This is a genomic window from Leifsonia sp. T36S-04 (assembly GCF_042465655.1).
In the GTDB taxonomy this organism is placed as follows: Bacteria; Actinomycetota; Actinomycetes; order Actinomycetales; family Microbacteriaceae; genus Leifsonia.
Genome location: NZ_CP146286.1, coordinates 2,105,495 through 2,121,140 on the forward strand (window position 1 = coordinate 2,105,495; position 15,646 = coordinate 2,121,140).

Sequence of the window (15,646 nt, forward strand, 5' to 3'; positions counted from 1 at the left end):
GGGTCAGTCCTCTAGGAAGCGGGGGCGAGCGGTGATGGCCCCGGCGACGGCGGCAGCCAGGACGGTGAGGGTGAGGGCCAGGAGGGGGACGGTCCAGGAAGCGGTGAGCTGGTGGAGGATGCCGACGGCGAGCGGGCCGAAGGCGCCGAGGGTGTAGCCGAGGCCCTGGGTGAAGCCGCTGAGGGCGACCGATCCGGCGTGGGTCCGCGTCCGCTTGTTGATGAGCACCAGGCACAACGGGAACAGCAACGGGCCGAGACCCGCGAACGCGACCCACAACCAGGTCGCCGTGCCGGGGACCAGGATGAGACCCAGGTACCCGACGATGAAGAAGGCGACGCCCGCGTAGATCAGGATCGCGACGTTCTTCATCCGCGCCGCGAGCAACGGCACGAGCAGCCCGGCCGGTATGCCCATTCCGGCATACACCGACAGCAGGGCGCCCGCGTCGAGCGGCGCGACGCCCGCGACGTCGTGCAGGATCTCCGGCAGCCACGCGAACATCGCGTACGCATTCAGACTCGAGACCGCGAACACGACGGCCAGCGACCAGGCGAGCGACGACCGCCACACCCTTCCGGCCATGGCAGGCTGTCCGTCCTCCACCTCGGCGTCCCGATCCGGATGCGCGGGCCGCTTGGTGATCAGGATGCGCAGCCACGGGAGGATCGCCAGCAGGCTGACCACGCCCCACATCCCGACCGAGACATGCCACCCCGCAGCGTCGGCGACGGGCACCGCGACGAGCGGCGGAAGGAGAGTCGAGACGGACATCACCGTCGCGTAGAGCGAGGTCACCAGCCCGATGCGGTCCGGGAAGTACCGCTTGACGAGCGGAGGCAGCAGCACGTTGCCGACCCCCATCCCGGCGAAGGTCACCGCCGACCCGATCGCCAACACGGCGAACGACGTCGAGAACGCCCGCACCAGGTGGCCGAGGAGCATCACCCCGAGCGCGAGCACCACCACCGTTTCGAGGCTGAGACGCCGGGTGAAGGAGGGCGCGACCAGACCGAACACCGCGAAGCAGACCGGCGGCAGCATCCCGAGCAGCCCGACGCCGATGCTCGTGACGGCGAAGTCGGTGCGGATCTCGGCGAAGATCGGCGACAGCGCGGCGACGGCGGTGCGGAGGTTCGCGGCGACGAGGAGGATGCCGACCAGCGCGATGGCACGCCCCTGCCAGAGCGGTCGCGCGACGACGACCGGGGCTTCGGCCGCCATCAGGAGGGCTCGCCCGCGGTGACGTCGAGGATACGACGGGCCTGTTCCACGTCGTCGGCGATCTGGGCGATGAGCGGCTCGACCCCGGTGTAGGCGACCATGCCGCGAATGCGCTGTACGAACGAGACCTCGACGGTGTGGTCGTAGAGGTCGAGCTCGCGGTCGAGCACGTAGGCCTCCACCTGCTTGTGCGGCACGCCCTCGAAGGTCGGGTTGTTGCCGACCGAGATGGCCGCCGGGTACCGCTCGCCGCCGTCGGTGAGCCACCCGGCGTACACGCCGTCGGCGGGGATGAGGCCCTCCGACTCCGGGGACAGGTTCGCGGTCGGGAACCCCAGCTCGCGCCCGCGCGCCGCGCCGTGGACGACGACACCGCGGACGGTGGGAGGCGAACCGAGCAGTTCGGCGGCGTGGCCCACATCGCCCTCGGCGAGGAGCTCGCGGATCCAGGTCGAGGACACCCGGCGGCCGTGCTCGGGCCGGACGTCGTCGATGAGCTCCACCGTGAAGCCGTAGGTCTCCCCCAGGGTGCGCAGGAGCGCGACATCGCCCGCGCCGCGCGCACCGAAACGGAAGTCGCTGCCGACCAGAACGGCCGCGGCGTGCAGGCGGTCGACCAGGATGCGGTGGACGAACTCCTCCGGCTCGAGCGACGCGAGCGCGCGATCGAACGCCACCATCAGCGTGGCATCCACCCCGGTCGAGGCGAGCAGGTCGAGCTTCTGCGCGTTGCTGACGAGCGACACGGGGCACTTGTCCGGCGCCAGCACTTCGAGTGGATTGCGGTCGAACGTGATGATCGTCGACGCCAGGCCGCGCTCGGCGGCGACGGCGCGCAGCCGGTCGATCACGGCGCGGTGCCCGGTGTGGACGCCGTCGAACTTGCCGATCGTGACCGCGCTGGGGCCCCATCCGTCCGGGATGTCGGAGACCGCGTGGAAGACCTTCACGACGCCGACTCCCCCGGGCCGGCGGGCCGGTGGCCGCGCAGCCACAACAGCCCGAGTACCGGCAGCACCAGCGGGATGAAGAGGTAGCCCATCCCGTACACCGACCACACCGTCGCGTCGCGGCCGAACGGGTCGATGTCGTGCAGGCCCAGCACGGCCGGAGCGAACAGGCTCAGCGTGCCGATCACCAGCACACCGGCCAGTTCGAAGCTGATCGTGATCCAGGCGATCCGGTACCAGACGCGGCCGGGCGCGACGAGCGCGATGGTCGCCACGATGTACACCAGCGCCGAGAGCGCAGACAGTGTGAACGCGACGGGCGCCTCGTGGAACCGGTCGATGATCTGGAACACGCTCCGGCCGGTGGCGGCGAGCGCCAGCACGCCGTAGACGAAGACGAGGACCCGGCCCACTCCGGACATCCGCCGCCGGGGAGACGACGGATCGGCGTTCGTGCGCGCGGACGTGGTGTGGTGGGACATCGGTTCGATTCTATTTGCCGCGCGAGGCCCTGTGAGCCGGTCAGGCCCGTTCAGGCCCCCTGGACGAACCAGATCTGGCCCATGCGGTAGACCATCACCGCGACGGCCAGGCACACGCCGCCCAGGATGACGGTGCTCCACCGGTTGCGCTCGATCAGCGCCCAGAAGCCGCCTGCCAGGGGCAGGATGATCGCCGAGATCAGGTAGATGTAGAACTCCGCGAGGCTGCCGGACGGGTTGTTGCCGACCGCGGGCGCAACGAGCGCGACGACCAGCTGGGCGAGCAGCAGCAGCTCGACCACCGCGACAGCTCCCATCGACACGTCGCCCGGGAGGCGTCCGGCAAGGCCGAGGATCAGGCACAGGATGCCCGCGGCGCAGGCGACGACGACCTGCACCGTGGTGAACCACTCGATCATGCGGGTCCGCTCGCCGAATCGGTCGCCGGATCGGTCGCCGGGCCGATCGCCTCGTCCGTGGGGAAGTTCACGAGCGTCCTGGCTTCCTTTCCGTGGAACTCGATCAGTCCCACAAGCGCTCCGGTCGGAGCGACCGCAGCGACGGGTTCGCCGGCCGTCCCCTCGTGATCGGCGATGTGGATGCGCCGCCCGTGCATGAGGTCGATGGCCTGCTCGTCCGTCAGGTCGAGCCGTTCGAACAGCCGGGTGGCCGCATCGACCGCCGGGATGAGCGCGGCCTGCGCATCGAGCGCAGCGAGGTCGTGGGCGTCTCGCACGTGGAACGCGCCGACCCGCGTCCGCCGCAGCGCGCTGAGGTGGCCGCCGACACCGAGCGCCGAACCGAGGTCGCGGGCCAGGGAACGGATGTAGGTGCCCGATGAGCAGACGACGCGCACGTCGAGGTCGATCGCTCCGTCGAGCCGCTGCGTGCGCAGCAGCTCGAACTCGGACACGGTCACGGCGCGCGGCTTCAGCTCGACTTGCTCGCCGGCGCGCACCCGGGCGTACGCCCGCTTGCCGTCGACCTTGATCGCGCTGACCGAGCTCGGAACCTGCTCGATCTCGCCGGTCAGCGCAGCGATGCCGGAGGCGATCGCCTCGTCGGCCACGGCATCCAGCGCCCCCTGCGACGCGGGCGCGAGCAGCTCGCCTTCGGCATCGTCGGTCGTCGACGCCGCACCGAGCCGGATGGTCGCCAGATACTCCTTGTCCGCGCCGACGATGTAGGTGAGCAGGCGCGTGGAGGAGTTGACGCCCACGATCAGCAGCCCGGTGGCCATCGGGTCGAGGGTCCCGGCGTGACCCACCTTGCGGGTGCCTGCCGCTCTGCGCACGCGCGCGACGACGTCGTGGCTCGTCATCCCGCCGGGCTTGTCGACCAGGATGAGACCGCTGCCCGTCACGCGCGGGCGCTTTCGACGGCGGACACGTCGAGGACGAGCTGCAGCTTCGTGCGGAAGGTGCACTCGATGAGCTCCGTCGCTGCGTCGTCCGTGCCGTACTCGTCGGTCAGGCGGAGGCCGAGCAGGGTGTTCAGCAGCATCCCCTCGGCGAGGAACGACCGCGCCTCTTCCGGGGCGAAACCCGCCTCCTCGCGGAGCAGGCGGTAGATGGTGAGGAAACCGTCGCGGGCCTTGCCGCCGATGGTCGGATCCTGGCCCATGCTGAACGCCTGCATTAGCGACAGCAGCAGCCCGCGGTCCTCGATCAGGTTGACGTAGGCGAGCCCGAGCCGGCGGCCGATCTCTCCGTGCGCAGGGGTGACGAAGCCGCCCGCCGCACCGTCGGCGACCTCGGGCGACCCCTCGGCCTTCCAGGAGTCGATGGTGTCGGTGAAGGCGACCAGCAGCCGTTCGAGGGAGCGGGTGAGCACTCCCACGAACAGGTTCTCCTTGCCGCCGAACATGCGGACCACGTAGGGCTGGCTGATGCCCGCCTCGCGGGCGATCTGGTCGGTGGTCGCGCCGAAGTAGCCGCGTTCGCCGAAGACCCGGCTCGCGGCTTCGAGGATCTGCACGCGGCGCTCGGCCGACGGGATCCGCTCGCTGTTCTTGTCCGTCACACTTGACAGGTTATCAGCCGATTACTAGTGTCTGGTTTTGTAATCATCCAATAACAACATCTGGAGGCGCCGCATGTCCGCACCCGCCGCACTGCGCACCCGCACCATCCCCGTCTGGCTGGCGATCGTCGCGGCGTCGCTGCCGATGTTCATGGCGACCCTCGACAACCTGGTCGTCACCAGCGCGCTCCCCGTCATCGCCAGGGACCTCTCCGCCTCGATCGAGGAGCTGCAGTGGGTCGTCAACGCGTACACGCTCACCTTCGCGACCCTCATGCTGATGGCGGTCGGCCTGGGAGACCGGCTCGGCCGGCGCTCGGTCTTCCTCGCCGGGATCACCGTCTTCACCCTCGCGAGTGCGGCGAGCGCCCTCGCCACCGAGCCGTGGATGCTGATCGGCGCCCGCGCTCTCCAGGGCGCCGGCGCGGCGGCCCTGCTCCCGCTGTCGCTCACCCTCCTCGCCGGCAGCGTGAGTCAGCGCCTGCGCCCGGCCGCGATCGGCATCTGGGGTGGGATCTCCGGCCTCGGCGTCGCGCTCGGCCCGCTCATCGGCGGCGCCGTGGTGCAGGGATGGAACTGGCAAGCGATCTTCTGGCTCAACGTCCCGCTGGGCGTGATCGCCGTCCCGCTCGTGCTGATCGCCCTGCCGAACAGCTTCGGCGCCCGCGTCCGTGCCGACGTCGTCGGCCTGCTGCTCGCCGCCCCCGGCGTCCTCGGCGTCGTCTACGCCATCGTCCGTGGCAACGACGCCGGCTGGGGCAGCGCCGAGGTGCTCGTGCCGCTGATCGCCGGGGTCGCCCTGCTCATCGCGTTCGTGCTCTGGGAGTCGCGGGCGACCGCTCCCCTGCTGCCGCTGCGGCTGTTCCGGGACCGCAGCTTCACCGTCGCGAACCTGGTCGGCGTCACCTTCAGCTTCGGCATCTTCGGGGCGATCTTCATCCTCATCCAGTTCCTGCAGGTGGTGCAGGGCCACACACCCCTCGAAGCCGGCGTCATGACCATGCCGTGGACGCTCGCGCCGATGGTCGTCGCTCCGCTCACCGGCCTCCTGTCGTCGCGCACCGGGACACGTCTCCCGGTCGTGGCCGGTCTCGTACTGCTCGCCGTGGCAATGGGCTGGATCGCCCTGACCCTGTCGGCCACGCTCCCCTACTCGGAGATGTGGCCGCCGTTCCTGCTCGCGGGGATCGGTATGGGACTCGTCTTCGCCCCGAGCTCCACCGCAGTGCTCGCCAACATGCGCCCGGCGGACCACGCGAAGGCGTCCGGCACCAACTCCACCCTCCGTGAGGTCGGCGTCGCGCTCGGTGTCGCCGTGCTGACCGCCGTGTTCACCGGCGCGGGCGGCACGCTGACCCCGACCGGGTACGTGGATGCGGCCATCCCGGCCGTGTGGGTCGGCGCGGGTGTGCTGGGGGCCGCCGCGCTGATCAGCCTCGCACTGCCCGGGCGCCGGGCGGCAGCGCGGTCCGCCGCCGCAATGACGGAAGCCGAACCCGCCACGCCCGCCACGCCCGCCGTCGAGGCGCTGGAGGTCGCAGAGCCGGCGCCGGTCCTCGCGGACTGACCGCTGCATCCATGGGTCGCAACACGCCGTTCACCGAGACGGAGAACGGCGTGTTGCGTCCCACCGATCGCCGTGCCGTGCGCGATTAGGCTGGAGCGCGTGCGTATCGGCGTGATCGGGACAGGGGCCATCGGCGGAACCATCGCGGCACTCCTCGACCGGGTCGGTCACCTCGTCGAGGTCACGGCCCGGGGCGACCAACTCGCCGCGATCCGGGAGTCGGGGCTCCGGCTCGATGGCGGCTGGGGCGTCCACACAGCGCGAGTCGCCGCGGCGGAGACCCTGCAGGCGCGTCCCGAGCTCGCGTTCGTGTGCACGAAGGCACAGGATGCGGCCTCCGCGATCCGCGCCAACGCCGGCGTGCTCGACGGCATCCCGGTGGTCGTCGTGCAGAACGGCCTCGCCGGGCTCCGCGAGGCGCAGGCGCTCCTACCCGGCTCCGACTGCGTCGGCGCCCTCGCGCTCTACGCTGCCAGCTACCTCTCCCCCGGTCGCGTCACCGTCACGACCACGGCGAACACGTACCTCGGCGCGGGCGACGGCCCGCCGCCGCCATCCGCCGTCGAGGCCGCGCGCATCCTCGACGCTGCGATGCCCGCCCACGCCATCGACAACTTCACCGGCGCGCAGTGGACGAAGCTCATCGTCAACCAGATCAACGCGCTCCCCGCGATCACGGGCCTGAGCGCGCAGGATGTGATCGGCGACCGCCGTCTGCGCGCCATCCTGACCGCGAGCCTGCAGGAGGCGACGCGGGTCGGCTACGCGCGCGGTGTCCGCTTCGGGAGTCTCCAAGGGCTCGACGATCGCATCCTCCGCGTCGTCGCCCGTGCACCCCGCTGGGCGGCGCAGGCCGTGCCCCTTCTGATGAAGCGGCGGATGGGCGCGACGCCGAACCCGGGTTCGACGCTGCAGAGCATCCGCCGCGGCCAGCTCACCGAGATCGACTACCTCAACGGCGCGGTCGTCGACGAGGCGCGCGCAGCCGGCATTGAGGCGCCTGTGAACGCTGCGATCACCGCCCTCGTGCACGAGGTGGAACGCTCCGGAGCCTTCCTCACGCCGGCCGGCGTCGCCGAGCGGATGCGGCCGCTGCTCCGCTAGGCCGCCTCAGCCCTTCCGCGGCGCCCACCGCGGGCGGGACGGCTCCTCGTCGTCGACCAGATACGTCGCGACCTCGCCGGGACGCGCGTCCTGGACGTACGCCGCGGCCTGTGGGGCGTTCGCGAGCAGGATGGACGCGGTCCACTCGCTCCGCAGCGACGGGCGCAGCGGGAACTCCCGTCGAGCACGAGCACAGCATCCTGGCCCGCCGTCAGCCAGCGTGCCTCGACCGGCCGGTCGCGCATCGCGTCGAAGGCCGATGTCTGGAAGCCCGCGCTTCCGCCGAGCCGGAACGGGTCGAGCAGGACCCGGCGCAACGTCACATAGTCGTACCCGTCGCGGTAATAGCTCTCGGGGGTCTCCGGGCCCAGCCGTGTGCGGAACGCCCGCGAGCTGTGGAACCCGCCGAGGGACGCGCGGAAGGTGTCGGCCCCGGACTCGCGGAACACGAGGGCCAGATCGTCCGCGAACGCGATGCCTCCCGAGCTCTCGCCTCCGCCTCCCGACCCCGCGTCGACCGCGACGACGACCCGCCCCGCCGGCGCATCCCGCCGGATCGCCCCGACCAGCTCGCGCAGGAACAGCACGCGAGGCGTCGGCGGAAGCATCATGCGACGAGCATAGGCGCGATCGAAGGGCACGTCGGTGTCGCTATTCGGGCGGAATAGCCGCCACGAGGCGCACCTCGACGACCCGCCGATCCGGTTAGGGTCGGAGGGTGGGTGAGTTCGCCGGGAGCGTCGTGGAGTGGTACCACGCGAACCGGCGTGACCTCCCGTGGCGACGCGACGGCTTCACCGCGTGGGGCACGCTCGTGAGCGAATTCATGCTGCAGCAGACGCCGGTGAGCCGGGTCATCCCGCGGCTCGAGGAGTGGCTGTCCCGCTGGCCGACGCCAGCCGACCTCGCCGCAGTACCGCCCGGCGAAGCGGTGCGCGCCTGGCAGTCCCTGGGCTATCCGCGGCGCGCCCTGTGGCTGCACGCCGCAGCCGTCGCGATCACCGAACAGCACGGCGGTGTGGTGCCGGAGGATGTGGATGCGCTCCTCGCGCTGCCGGGCATCGGCGACTACACCGCTCGCGCCGTCGCCGTCTTCGCGTACGGCGACCGGCACCCGGTCGTCGACACGAACATCCGCCGCGTGATCGCCCGCGCGGTCGACGGCCAGGCGGAAGCAGGGCCGCCGAGCGCGAGACGGGACCTCGCGGCGATGGAGGCGCTCCTCCCCGCCGACCGGCCCGCCGCCGCCGCGTTCAACGCCGGGATGATGGAGCTCGGCGCGATCGTCTGCGTCGCGCGGACGCCGCGGTGCGACGTATGCCCGCTGGCCGACCGGTGCGCGTGGCGACAGGACGGGTACCCGCCGTACGACGGTCCGCGCAAGGCGGCGCAGAAGCGCTACGAGGGCAGTGACCGCCAGGTGCGGGGACGGATCCTCGCCGAGCTGCGTGCGTCGCACATCCCGGTCGGCGAGGCGGAGCTTGCCGCCGTCTGGCCGGACCAGGAGCAGCGCGACCGCGCTCTAGCGGGGCTGCTGGCCGACGGCCTCGCGGTGGCAGAGGACGGCGGCTACACCCTCCCCTGATCGGCGAGACGTGAGGGTAATGCGTCAGGGCGCTGCGAAGACCAGCGGATCCCAGTCGAGGATGCGGAACCGGAACACGAGCCCCTCGGTGACGAAGGGGTCGTGCTCGATGACGCGTTCCGCGGCCTCTCGCGAGCGGAAGATCGCCATGGACCCCTGGGTGGCCGGATCGCCGAACGTGCCGATCATCATCACGTCGCCGTCCTTCGCAAACTCGTCCAGGTAGGCGCGGTGTCGCGGGTAGGTCTCGACCAGCCGCTGGAAGTGCTCGGGGCCCGCATCCGGGTCGGCATCGTAGAACGAGACGGCGAACATGCGGTCAGCCTACGGCCCATCTGCTGCGCGGAGGGAGTCACCTCTCATGGTGACCACCACGACCGGGTGGATGCGTCGCCCCGGGGCAGACCCGCCCGGGGCGACGCGGTCACGTCGGCCTGCTCAGTCGGCCGCGACCGGGACCGGCTCGCGGTTCCGCTCCGCGCGGCGCCGCTCCATCGCCTCGGGGTCGTCGAGCCAGTTCACACCGTTGTTGCGCAGCCCGAAGATGTACACCAGCAGCGAGGCTGCCGTGATCACGGTGACATAGCCCACGAACAACGGGACCTGCTGCGCCTGAAGCGCGCCGCTGTAGAGCAACGGCGCCGTGCCGCCGAACACCGAGTTGGCCAGCGCGTAGCCGACGCCCACTCCGAGCGCGCGCACCCGGGTGGGGAACAGCTCCGCCTTCACCACCGCATTGATCGACGTGTAACCCGTCAGGATCACGAACCCGCCGAGGAGCACCGAGAACGCAACGAACGGGTCCCGTGCCTGCGGGAGAACGGTGTACAGCACCCAGGTGTAGCAGACGGCGCCGACGCCGAAGAAGATCAGCAGCGGCTTGCGACCGATCCTGTCGCTGATCAGGCCGCCCAGCGGCTGCAGGACCATCAGGCAGACCAGGGCGGCCAGATTGATCAGGGTCCCGGTGACGGCGTTGCCGTCGGCGAACCCCGCCTGGATCATCTTCGGCCCGTTCACCGAGTACGCGTAGAAGGCAAGAGTGCCGCCCATGGTGACGAGGAAGCACAGGATGAACGCTCCGGGAAAACGCCCGAGCAGTTCGCGGAGGCTCCCGGCCGAGGTCGGAGCGCCGGAACGGTTGGCCGCGATCGTCTCCGGGCTCAGCGACTCGTCCATCGACGTCCGCAACCAGAGCACGACGAGGGCGCCCACGCCGCCGATGGCGAAGGCGACCCGCCATCCCCAGCTGGTGATCGCGTCGGCCGGGAGGGTGGTGATCATCACCAGCAGCGTGAGCTGCGCCAGCACGTGACCACCCACGAGCGTGACGTACTGGAACGATGAGAAGAAGCCGCGCTTGCCCGGCAGGGCCGCCTCGGACATGTAGGTCGCGCTGGTCCCGTACTCCCCGCCGGTCGCAAGGCCCTGCACCAGCCGGAAACCGACGAGGAGCAGGGCGGAGCCGATCCCGAGCACGCTCTCAGCGGGTGTGAGAGCGATACCGAGGGAGCAGGCGGCCATCAGCGAGATCGACACGGAGAGGGCGACCTTGCGGCCGCGTCGGTCGGCGAACCGTCCGAACAGCCACGAGCCCAGCGGCCTCATGAGGAAGGTCACAGCGAAGATCGCCCAGATGTACAGCTGCGAGTTCTGGTCCTCTGGCGAGAAGAACTGCTTCTCGAAGTAGACGGCGAAGACGGAGTACGCGTAGACGTCGTACCACTCCACCAGGTTGCCGGCCGACCCGCGGAGGGTGTTGGCCACACTCCGCGCTTGCCGTCGGCGGAACTCGCTCTGAGCGGACTCTGCCGACGATGACTGCTGTGCCATCAGGTCTCCTTTGACGTGAGGTTGATGTTGCTCTAACCCTCAAGACGTAGGAATGACCCGACTATGACGCGGCGATCACAGATTCATCGTCAGCGCGCTTCGTCCTCGTCCTCGTCCTCGTCCTCGTGGTCGTCGTCCTCGCCGATGACTCGCGGCTTCACGTACGGGTCCTCGTCGCCGGCGTAGGCAGCCCCCGCAGCGAGACCGGCCACCTCGGTGTCACGCTCCTGCGCGGTGCGAAGCAGGTCTTCGATGTGCGCAGCGTTCTCGGGGATGGCGTCGAGCTGGAACGCCAGCGTCGGCGTCAGCCGTGCGGTGATGTTCTTGCCCACCTCGCTGCGCAGCATCCCGGTCGCCGCCGCGAGTGCGGCTGCGCTGTCCTCGCGCTCCTGTGCGGTGCCGTAGACCGTGTAGAACACGGTCGCGTGCTGCAGGTCGCCCGTCACCTGAACGTCCGTGATGGTCACGAAGCCGAGGCGCGGGTCACGCAGCCCGCGGTCCAGCCGCTTGGCGACGATCTCCTTGATTCTGTCCGCGAGCTTCCTCGCGCGAGCCGGATCGGCCATGGTAGTTCTCCTTCCAAGCAAAGATGGCCGGTGGCGGAGCCACCGGCCATCAAGCGAGTTACGCCCGCGGCTTCTCGCGAAGCTCGGTCGTCTCGATCTCGTCGCCGATCTGGATGTCGTTGTACTTGCCGAGACCGATACCGGCCTCGAAGTCCGTACGGACCTCGGTGACGTCGTCCTTGAACCGGCGCAGCGACTCGATGTTGAGGTTGTCCCCCACCACCACGCCGTCGCGGATGACGCGCGCCTTGGCGTTGCGCGTGATCGTCCCGGACCGGACGATGACACCGGCGATGTTGCCGAACTTCGAGGAGCGGAACACCTCGCGGATCTCGGCGACACCCGACTGGACCTCTTCGAACTCGGGCTTCAGCATGCCCTTCAGCGAGTTCTCGATGTCCTCGATCGCGTTGTAGATGACCGAGTAGAACCGGACATCCACACCCTCGCGGGCCGCACGCTCGCGCGCCTTCACGTCCGGGCGGACGTTGAAGCCGATCACGATGGCGTTGTCGATCGTGGCCAGGTCGATGTCGGACGCGGTGATCGCGCCGACACCGCGGTGCAGGATGCGCAGGGACACCGACTCGTCGACCTCGATCTTCATGAGCGACTCCTCCAGCGCCTCCACGGCACCGGATACGTCGCCCTTGATGATGAGGTTGAGCGCCTCGACCTTGCCCTCCTGCAGAGCGCGGGTGAAGTCCTCGAGCGAGATGCGCTTGCGGGCCTTCGCCAGCTGTGCGTTGCGCTCGGCCGCTTCACGCTTCTCGGCGATCTGGCGGGCCGTGCGGTCCTCCTCGGTGACGAGGAACACATCGCCGGCTCGCGGGACGCTGGAGAGGCCCTGCACCTGGACAGGACGCGACGGGGCGGCCTCGAAGACCGCATCGCCGTTCTCGTCCGCCATCGCACGGACACGTCCGTAGGCGGTGCCCGCCACGATCGCGTCGCCGACCCGGAGCGTTCCGGACTGGATGAGCACGGTCGCGACGGCGCCGCGGCCCTTGTCGAGTTTGGCCTCGATCGCGACACCGCGGGCGTCCTTGTTGGGGTTCGCGCGCAGGTCGAGTCCGGCGTCGGCGGTCAGCAGGACCGCGTCGAGCAGGTCCTGGATGCCGATGTTGTTGCGGGCGGACACGTCGACGAACATGACGTCGCCGCCGTACTCCTCGGCCACCAGGCCGAACTCGGTGAGCTGCTGGCGCACCTTCGCCGGGTTCGCGTCGGGCTTGTCGATCTTGTTCACCGCGACCACGATCGGCACGTTGGCCGCCTGGGCGTGGTTCAGCGCCTCGATCGTCTGCGGCATGATGCCATCGTCGGCCGCGACCACGAGGATCGCGATGTCGGTCACCTGCGCACCACGGGCACGCATGGCGGTGAACGCCTCGTGGCCCGGGGTGTCGATGAAGGTGATCGCGCGCTCGAAGCCCTCGTGCTCGGTCCACACCTGGTAGGCACCGATGTGCTGGGTGATGCCACCCGCCTCACCGGCGACCACGTTGGCGTTGCGGATCGCGTCGAGAAGTCGCGTCTTACCGTGGTCGACGTGACCCATGACGGTGACGACCGGCGGACGGATCTCGAGCTCCTCGTCGGACTCGCCGGCGAGTTCGCCGTCGAGGTCGATGTCGAAGCCCTCCAGGAGCTCCTTGTCCTCGTCCTCCGGCGAGACGACCTGGATGCGGTAGCCGAGCTCCTCGCCCAGCACCTCGAAGGTGGCCTCGTCGAGCGACTCGGTCGCCGTCGCCATCTCTCCCAGGTGGAAGAGGACAGTGACCAGCGATGCGGGGTTCGCATCGATCTTGTCGGCGAAGTCCGAGATGGACGAGCCGCGACGCAGACGGACGACCGTCTCGCCGTTGCCGCGGGGGACGCTCACGCCGCCCAGCGACGGGGCCTCCCGCATTTCGAATTCCTGGCGCTTCGCGCGCTTCGACTTGCGTGCCTTGCTCTTGCCGCCACCGCGACCGAACGCACCTGCGGTGCCACCGCCGGGGCCACGACCACGGCCGCCGCCACCACCGGGACGCGGGCCGCCGAAGCCGCCGCCGGGCCGCTGGAAGCCGCCGCCTGCACCGGCGCCCGCTCCTGCACCGCCACCGCTGCCGGGGCGCTGCTGGAAGCCGGGACGGCCTCCGCCACCGCCGCCCGGACGCTGCCCGGGGCGGTTGCCGCCTGCACCCTGGCCGGGCGCGCCGATGCGGGGCGCACCGGGACGCGGCGGGGTGGGACGAGGGATGTTGCTGGGCGAGGGACGCTGTCCCATGCCCTGCGAGGACGAGAAGGGGTTGTTGCCCGGGCGCGGCGCGCGCTGGCCCATGCCCTGGTTGCTCGCGAAGGGGTTGTTGCCCGGTCGCGGAGCACCCGGACGCGGGATGCTGCCGCCGGCGGGACGCGGCGTCGTCGGCTTGACGGCGTCCGGCGTCGCCGGGGTGCTCTCGGCCGGGGTGCCTGCTGCGGCCTTCTCGGCGGCCTGCTCAGCAGCCTTCTCGGCAGCGGCCTTCTCGGCCGCGGCCTGACGCTCGGCGACCGACATCGGCGCCTGCGGCTTCGGGCCGGTCGCCTCGTCGGACGCAGCCTCGGGCTGCGGCGGACGCGGCGCGGCTGGGCGCGGCGCCTGGGACGGCGCCTTGGGTGCGGCGGCGGTCGCCTTCTCGGGCGCCGGCTTGGCGCCTTCTGCCTCGAGTGCGGCGCGGAGCTTGCGCGCTACCGGCGGCTCGATGCTGGAGGACGGTCCCTTGACGAACTCGCCCATCTCCTTGAGTTTCGCGAGCGCGACTTTACTGTCGACGCCGAGTTCGCTCGCGACCTCGTGTACGCGTGGTTTTGCAGCCACAATTCTCCTGTCTGGGCCCACCCCAGACAGGGGCAGGCGTTAATAGCGGACGGATCTCATTTCGAGACACTCATCGGTTGTCACTCATGTGAAGTCAACTTCTTCAGCCTGTTCTAATGAATTGCGACCGGATGGTCGCGGTGTCGAGCATCCCCTCCACACGCAGCGCCCGGCCGAAGGCCCGGCGCTTCAGCGCGAGGTCGAGACACTCGTCGACCGGATGCAGCCACGCACCCCGCCCTGGACGGGTGGCGGACGGATCCGCCACGAGTTCCGAATCATGGGCGACGATCCTCAGAAGAGAGGACCGGGGAGCGCGAGAACGGCATCCGACGCACGTTCTGACGGGTTCCATCTTACTCCTCTCGGCGACCGGCGCCGAACACTCCCGGCCGATACGCGGCAGGCGTATCAGTCGCGGTCGAGGATGGAATCCGGCTGGATGTCGATCTTCGCGCCGGTCAGCTTGGCCGCGAGGCGGGCGTTCTGGCCCTCCTTGCCGATGGCGAGGGAGAGCTGGTAGTCCGGAACGAGCGCGCGCACGGCCTTCAGCGACTCGTCGATGACGAACGCGCTGGTGACCTTCGCCGGGCTCAGTGCGCTCGACACGAACGTCGCGAGGTCCGGCGAGTAGTCGACGATGTCGATCTTCTCGTTGTTCAGCTCGGCCGTCACGGCCCGCACGCGCTGGCCGAGCTCGCCGATGCAGGCGCCCTTGGCGTTCACGCCCGGCTCCGTCGCGCGGACCGCCATCTTGGTGCGGTGGCCGGCCTCGCGAGCCAGTGACACGATCTCGACGACGCCGCTCGCGATCTCCGGCACCTCGAGGGCGAAGAGCTTGCGGACCAGCGCCGGGTGGGTGCGCGACACGATGATCGACGGGCCCTTCGTGCCCTTGGACACACTCGTGACGTAGACGCGGATGCGGGACCCGTGCGTGTACTCCTCGCCCGGCACCTGCTCCTCGGGCGGGAGGATGGCCTCCACGGACCCGAGGTCGATGTGGATCATGCGCGGGTTCGGTCCCTGCTGGATCACGCCGGCGACGATGTCGCCCTCGCGGCCGCGGAATTCGCCGAGCACCGCGTCGTCCGCGATGTCGCGCAGTCGCTGGTTGATCACCTGCTTCGCGGCGAACGCCGCGATCCGGCCGAAGTCACTGGGGCTGTCCTCGGCCTCGCCGATGATGTTGCCCTCGTCGTCGTGCTCCGGCACAAAGACGCTGACATGCCCGGTCTTGCGGTCGAGGTGCACACGCGCGGCCGGCGGCTGGTCGCTGTGACCGTGCCGGTGATCGGGCTGGTTGGTGTGCTTCAGGTACGCGGTCAGGATCGCCTGTTCGATGATCTGCACGAGCTCGTCGAACGGGATCTCCTTCTCGCGCTCCATGAGACGCAAGACGCTGAGGTCGATGTCCATGCCGGCCTCCTCTATTCAGATCTCGCCGCCACGCGACGGCGCGGCGGACTCA

General features: G+C 70.2%; 16 protein-coding genes. 3 read left to right on the plus strand and 13 right to left on the minus strand.

The window, feature by feature from the left end:
* Nucleotides 1–3: 3 nt before the first annotated feature.
* Genes P3F85_RS10245 through P3F85_RS10270 form a run of 6 tightly spaced genes read right to left on the minus strand, consistent with a single transcriptional unit; the run spans nt 4 to nt 4,678 of the window.
* The gene (locus P3F85_RS10245; RefSeq protein WP_374007227.1) at nt 4–1,224 is read right to left on the minus strand and encodes an MFS transporter; all 1,221 of its coding nucleotides are present in this window, start codon (nt 1,222–1,224) and stop codon (nt 4–6) included.
* Entirely contained in the window at nt 1,224–2,174 is a 951-nt protein-coding gene (locus P3F85_RS10250; RefSeq protein ID WP_374007228.1) for a bifunctional riboflavin kinase/FAD synthetase, read from the minus strand. The genes P3F85_RS10245 and P3F85_RS10250 overlap by 1 nt, the downstream gene beginning before the upstream one ends.
* The gene (locus P3F85_RS10255; RefSeq protein WP_374007230.1) at nt 2,171–2,656 is read right to left on the minus strand and encodes a hypothetical protein; all 486 of its coding nucleotides are present in this window, start codon (nt 2,654–2,656) and stop codon (nt 2,171–2,173) included. The genes P3F85_RS10250 and P3F85_RS10255 overlap by 4 nt, the downstream gene beginning before the upstream one ends.
* A 50-nt stretch (nt 2,657–2,706) precedes the next feature.
* A complete protein-coding gene (locus tag P3F85_RS10260) occupies nt 2,707–3,075 on the minus strand; it encodes a hypothetical protein (protein ID WP_374007232.1) in 369 nt (122 codons plus the stop codon).
* On the minus strand, nt 3,072–4,019 hold the full coding sequence (truB, locus tag P3F85_RS10265; RefSeq protein ID WP_374007234.1) for a tRNA pseudouridine(55) synthase TruB: 948 nt from the start codon (nt 4,017–4,019) through the stop codon (nt 3,072–3,074). The genes P3F85_RS10260 and truB overlap by 4 nt, the downstream gene beginning before the upstream one ends.
* Complete coding sequence (locus tag P3F85_RS10270) at nt 4,016–4,678, minus strand: TetR/AcrR family transcriptional regulator (RefSeq protein WP_374007235.1); 663 nt, start codon at nt 4,676–4,678, stop codon at nt 4,016–4,018. The genes truB and P3F85_RS10270 overlap by 4 nt, the downstream gene beginning before the upstream one ends.
* A 73-nt stretch (nt 4,679–4,751) precedes the next feature.
* On the opposite strand from P3F85_RS10270, the gene P3F85_RS10275 reads away from it, so the two are divergent.
* A complete protein-coding gene (locus tag P3F85_RS10275; protein WP_374007236.1) occupies nt 4,752–6,245 on the plus strand; it encodes a DHA2 family efflux MFS transporter permease subunit in 1,494 nt (497 codons plus the stop codon).
* Nucleotides 6,246–6,344: 99 nt separating this feature from the next.
* On the plus strand, nt 6,345–7,349 hold the full coding sequence (locus tag P3F85_RS10280; protein ID WP_374007237.1) for a ketopantoate reductase family protein: 1,005 nt from the start codon (nt 6,345–6,347) through the stop codon (nt 7,347–7,349).
* Here the strand turns inward: P3F85_RS10280 and P3F85_RS10285 are convergent.
* Nucleotides 7,346–7,960 (minus strand): hypothetical protein, encoded by a 615-nt coding sequence (locus tag P3F85_RS10285; protein WP_374007239.1) that lies wholly within the window; start codon nt 7,958–7,960, stop codon nt 7,346–7,348. The two genes, P3F85_RS10280 and P3F85_RS10285, sit on opposite strands and share 4 nt — an antisense overlap.
* A 107-nt stretch (nt 7,961–8,067) precedes the next feature.
* Between P3F85_RS10285 and P3F85_RS10290 the strand changes: the two genes are divergently transcribed.
* On the plus strand, nt 8,068–8,934 hold the full coding sequence (locus P3F85_RS10290; protein ID WP_374007240.1) for an A/G-specific adenine glycosylase: 867 nt from the start codon (nt 8,068–8,070) through the stop codon (nt 8,932–8,934).
* A gap of 24 nt (nt 8,935–8,958) precedes the next feature.
* On the opposite strand, the gene P3F85_RS10295 is transcribed toward P3F85_RS10290, so the two are convergent.
* From P3F85_RS10295 to nusA, 6 genes are all read right to left on the minus strand, one after another.
* Nucleotides 8,959–9,249: a YciI family protein gene (locus P3F85_RS10295; protein WP_374007241.1), complete on the minus strand. Its 291-nt coding sequence runs from the start codon at nt 9,247–9,249 to the stop codon at nt 8,959–8,961.
* Nucleotides 9,250–9,372: 123 nt separating this feature from the next.
* Nucleotides 9,373–10,767 carry an MFS transporter gene (locus P3F85_RS10300; RefSeq protein WP_374007243.1) on the minus strand — a complete coding sequence of 465 codons (1,395 nt, stop codon included), beginning with the start codon at nt 10,765–10,767 and terminating at the stop codon, nt 9,373–9,375.
* A gap of 89 nt (nt 10,768–10,856) precedes the next feature.
* Nucleotides 10,857–11,333 carry a 30S ribosome-binding factor RbfA gene (gene rbfA, locus P3F85_RS10305; RefSeq protein WP_374007244.1) on the minus strand — a complete coding sequence of 159 codons (477 nt, stop codon included), beginning with the start codon at nt 11,331–11,333 and terminating at the stop codon, nt 10,857–10,859.
* A 58-nt stretch (nt 11,334–11,391) separates the two neighbouring features.
* On the minus strand, nt 11,392–14,175 hold the full coding sequence (infB, locus tag P3F85_RS10310) for a translation initiation factor IF-2 (protein WP_374007245.1): 2,784 nt from the start codon (nt 14,173–14,175) through the stop codon (nt 11,392–11,394).
* A gap of 103 nt (nt 14,176–14,278) precedes the next feature.
* Nucleotides 14,279–14,530 (minus strand): YlxR family protein, encoded by a 252-nt coding sequence (locus P3F85_RS10315; RefSeq protein ID WP_374007247.1) that lies wholly within the window; start codon nt 14,528–14,530, stop codon nt 14,279–14,281.
* A gap of 56 nt (nt 14,531–14,586) precedes the next feature.
* Nucleotides 14,587–15,594 (minus strand): transcription termination factor NusA, encoded by a 1,008-nt coding sequence (gene nusA / locus P3F85_RS10320; RefSeq protein WP_374007249.1) that lies wholly within the window; start codon nt 15,592–15,594, stop codon nt 14,587–14,589.
* Between the last annotated feature and the right edge of the window lie 52 nt (nt 15,595–15,646).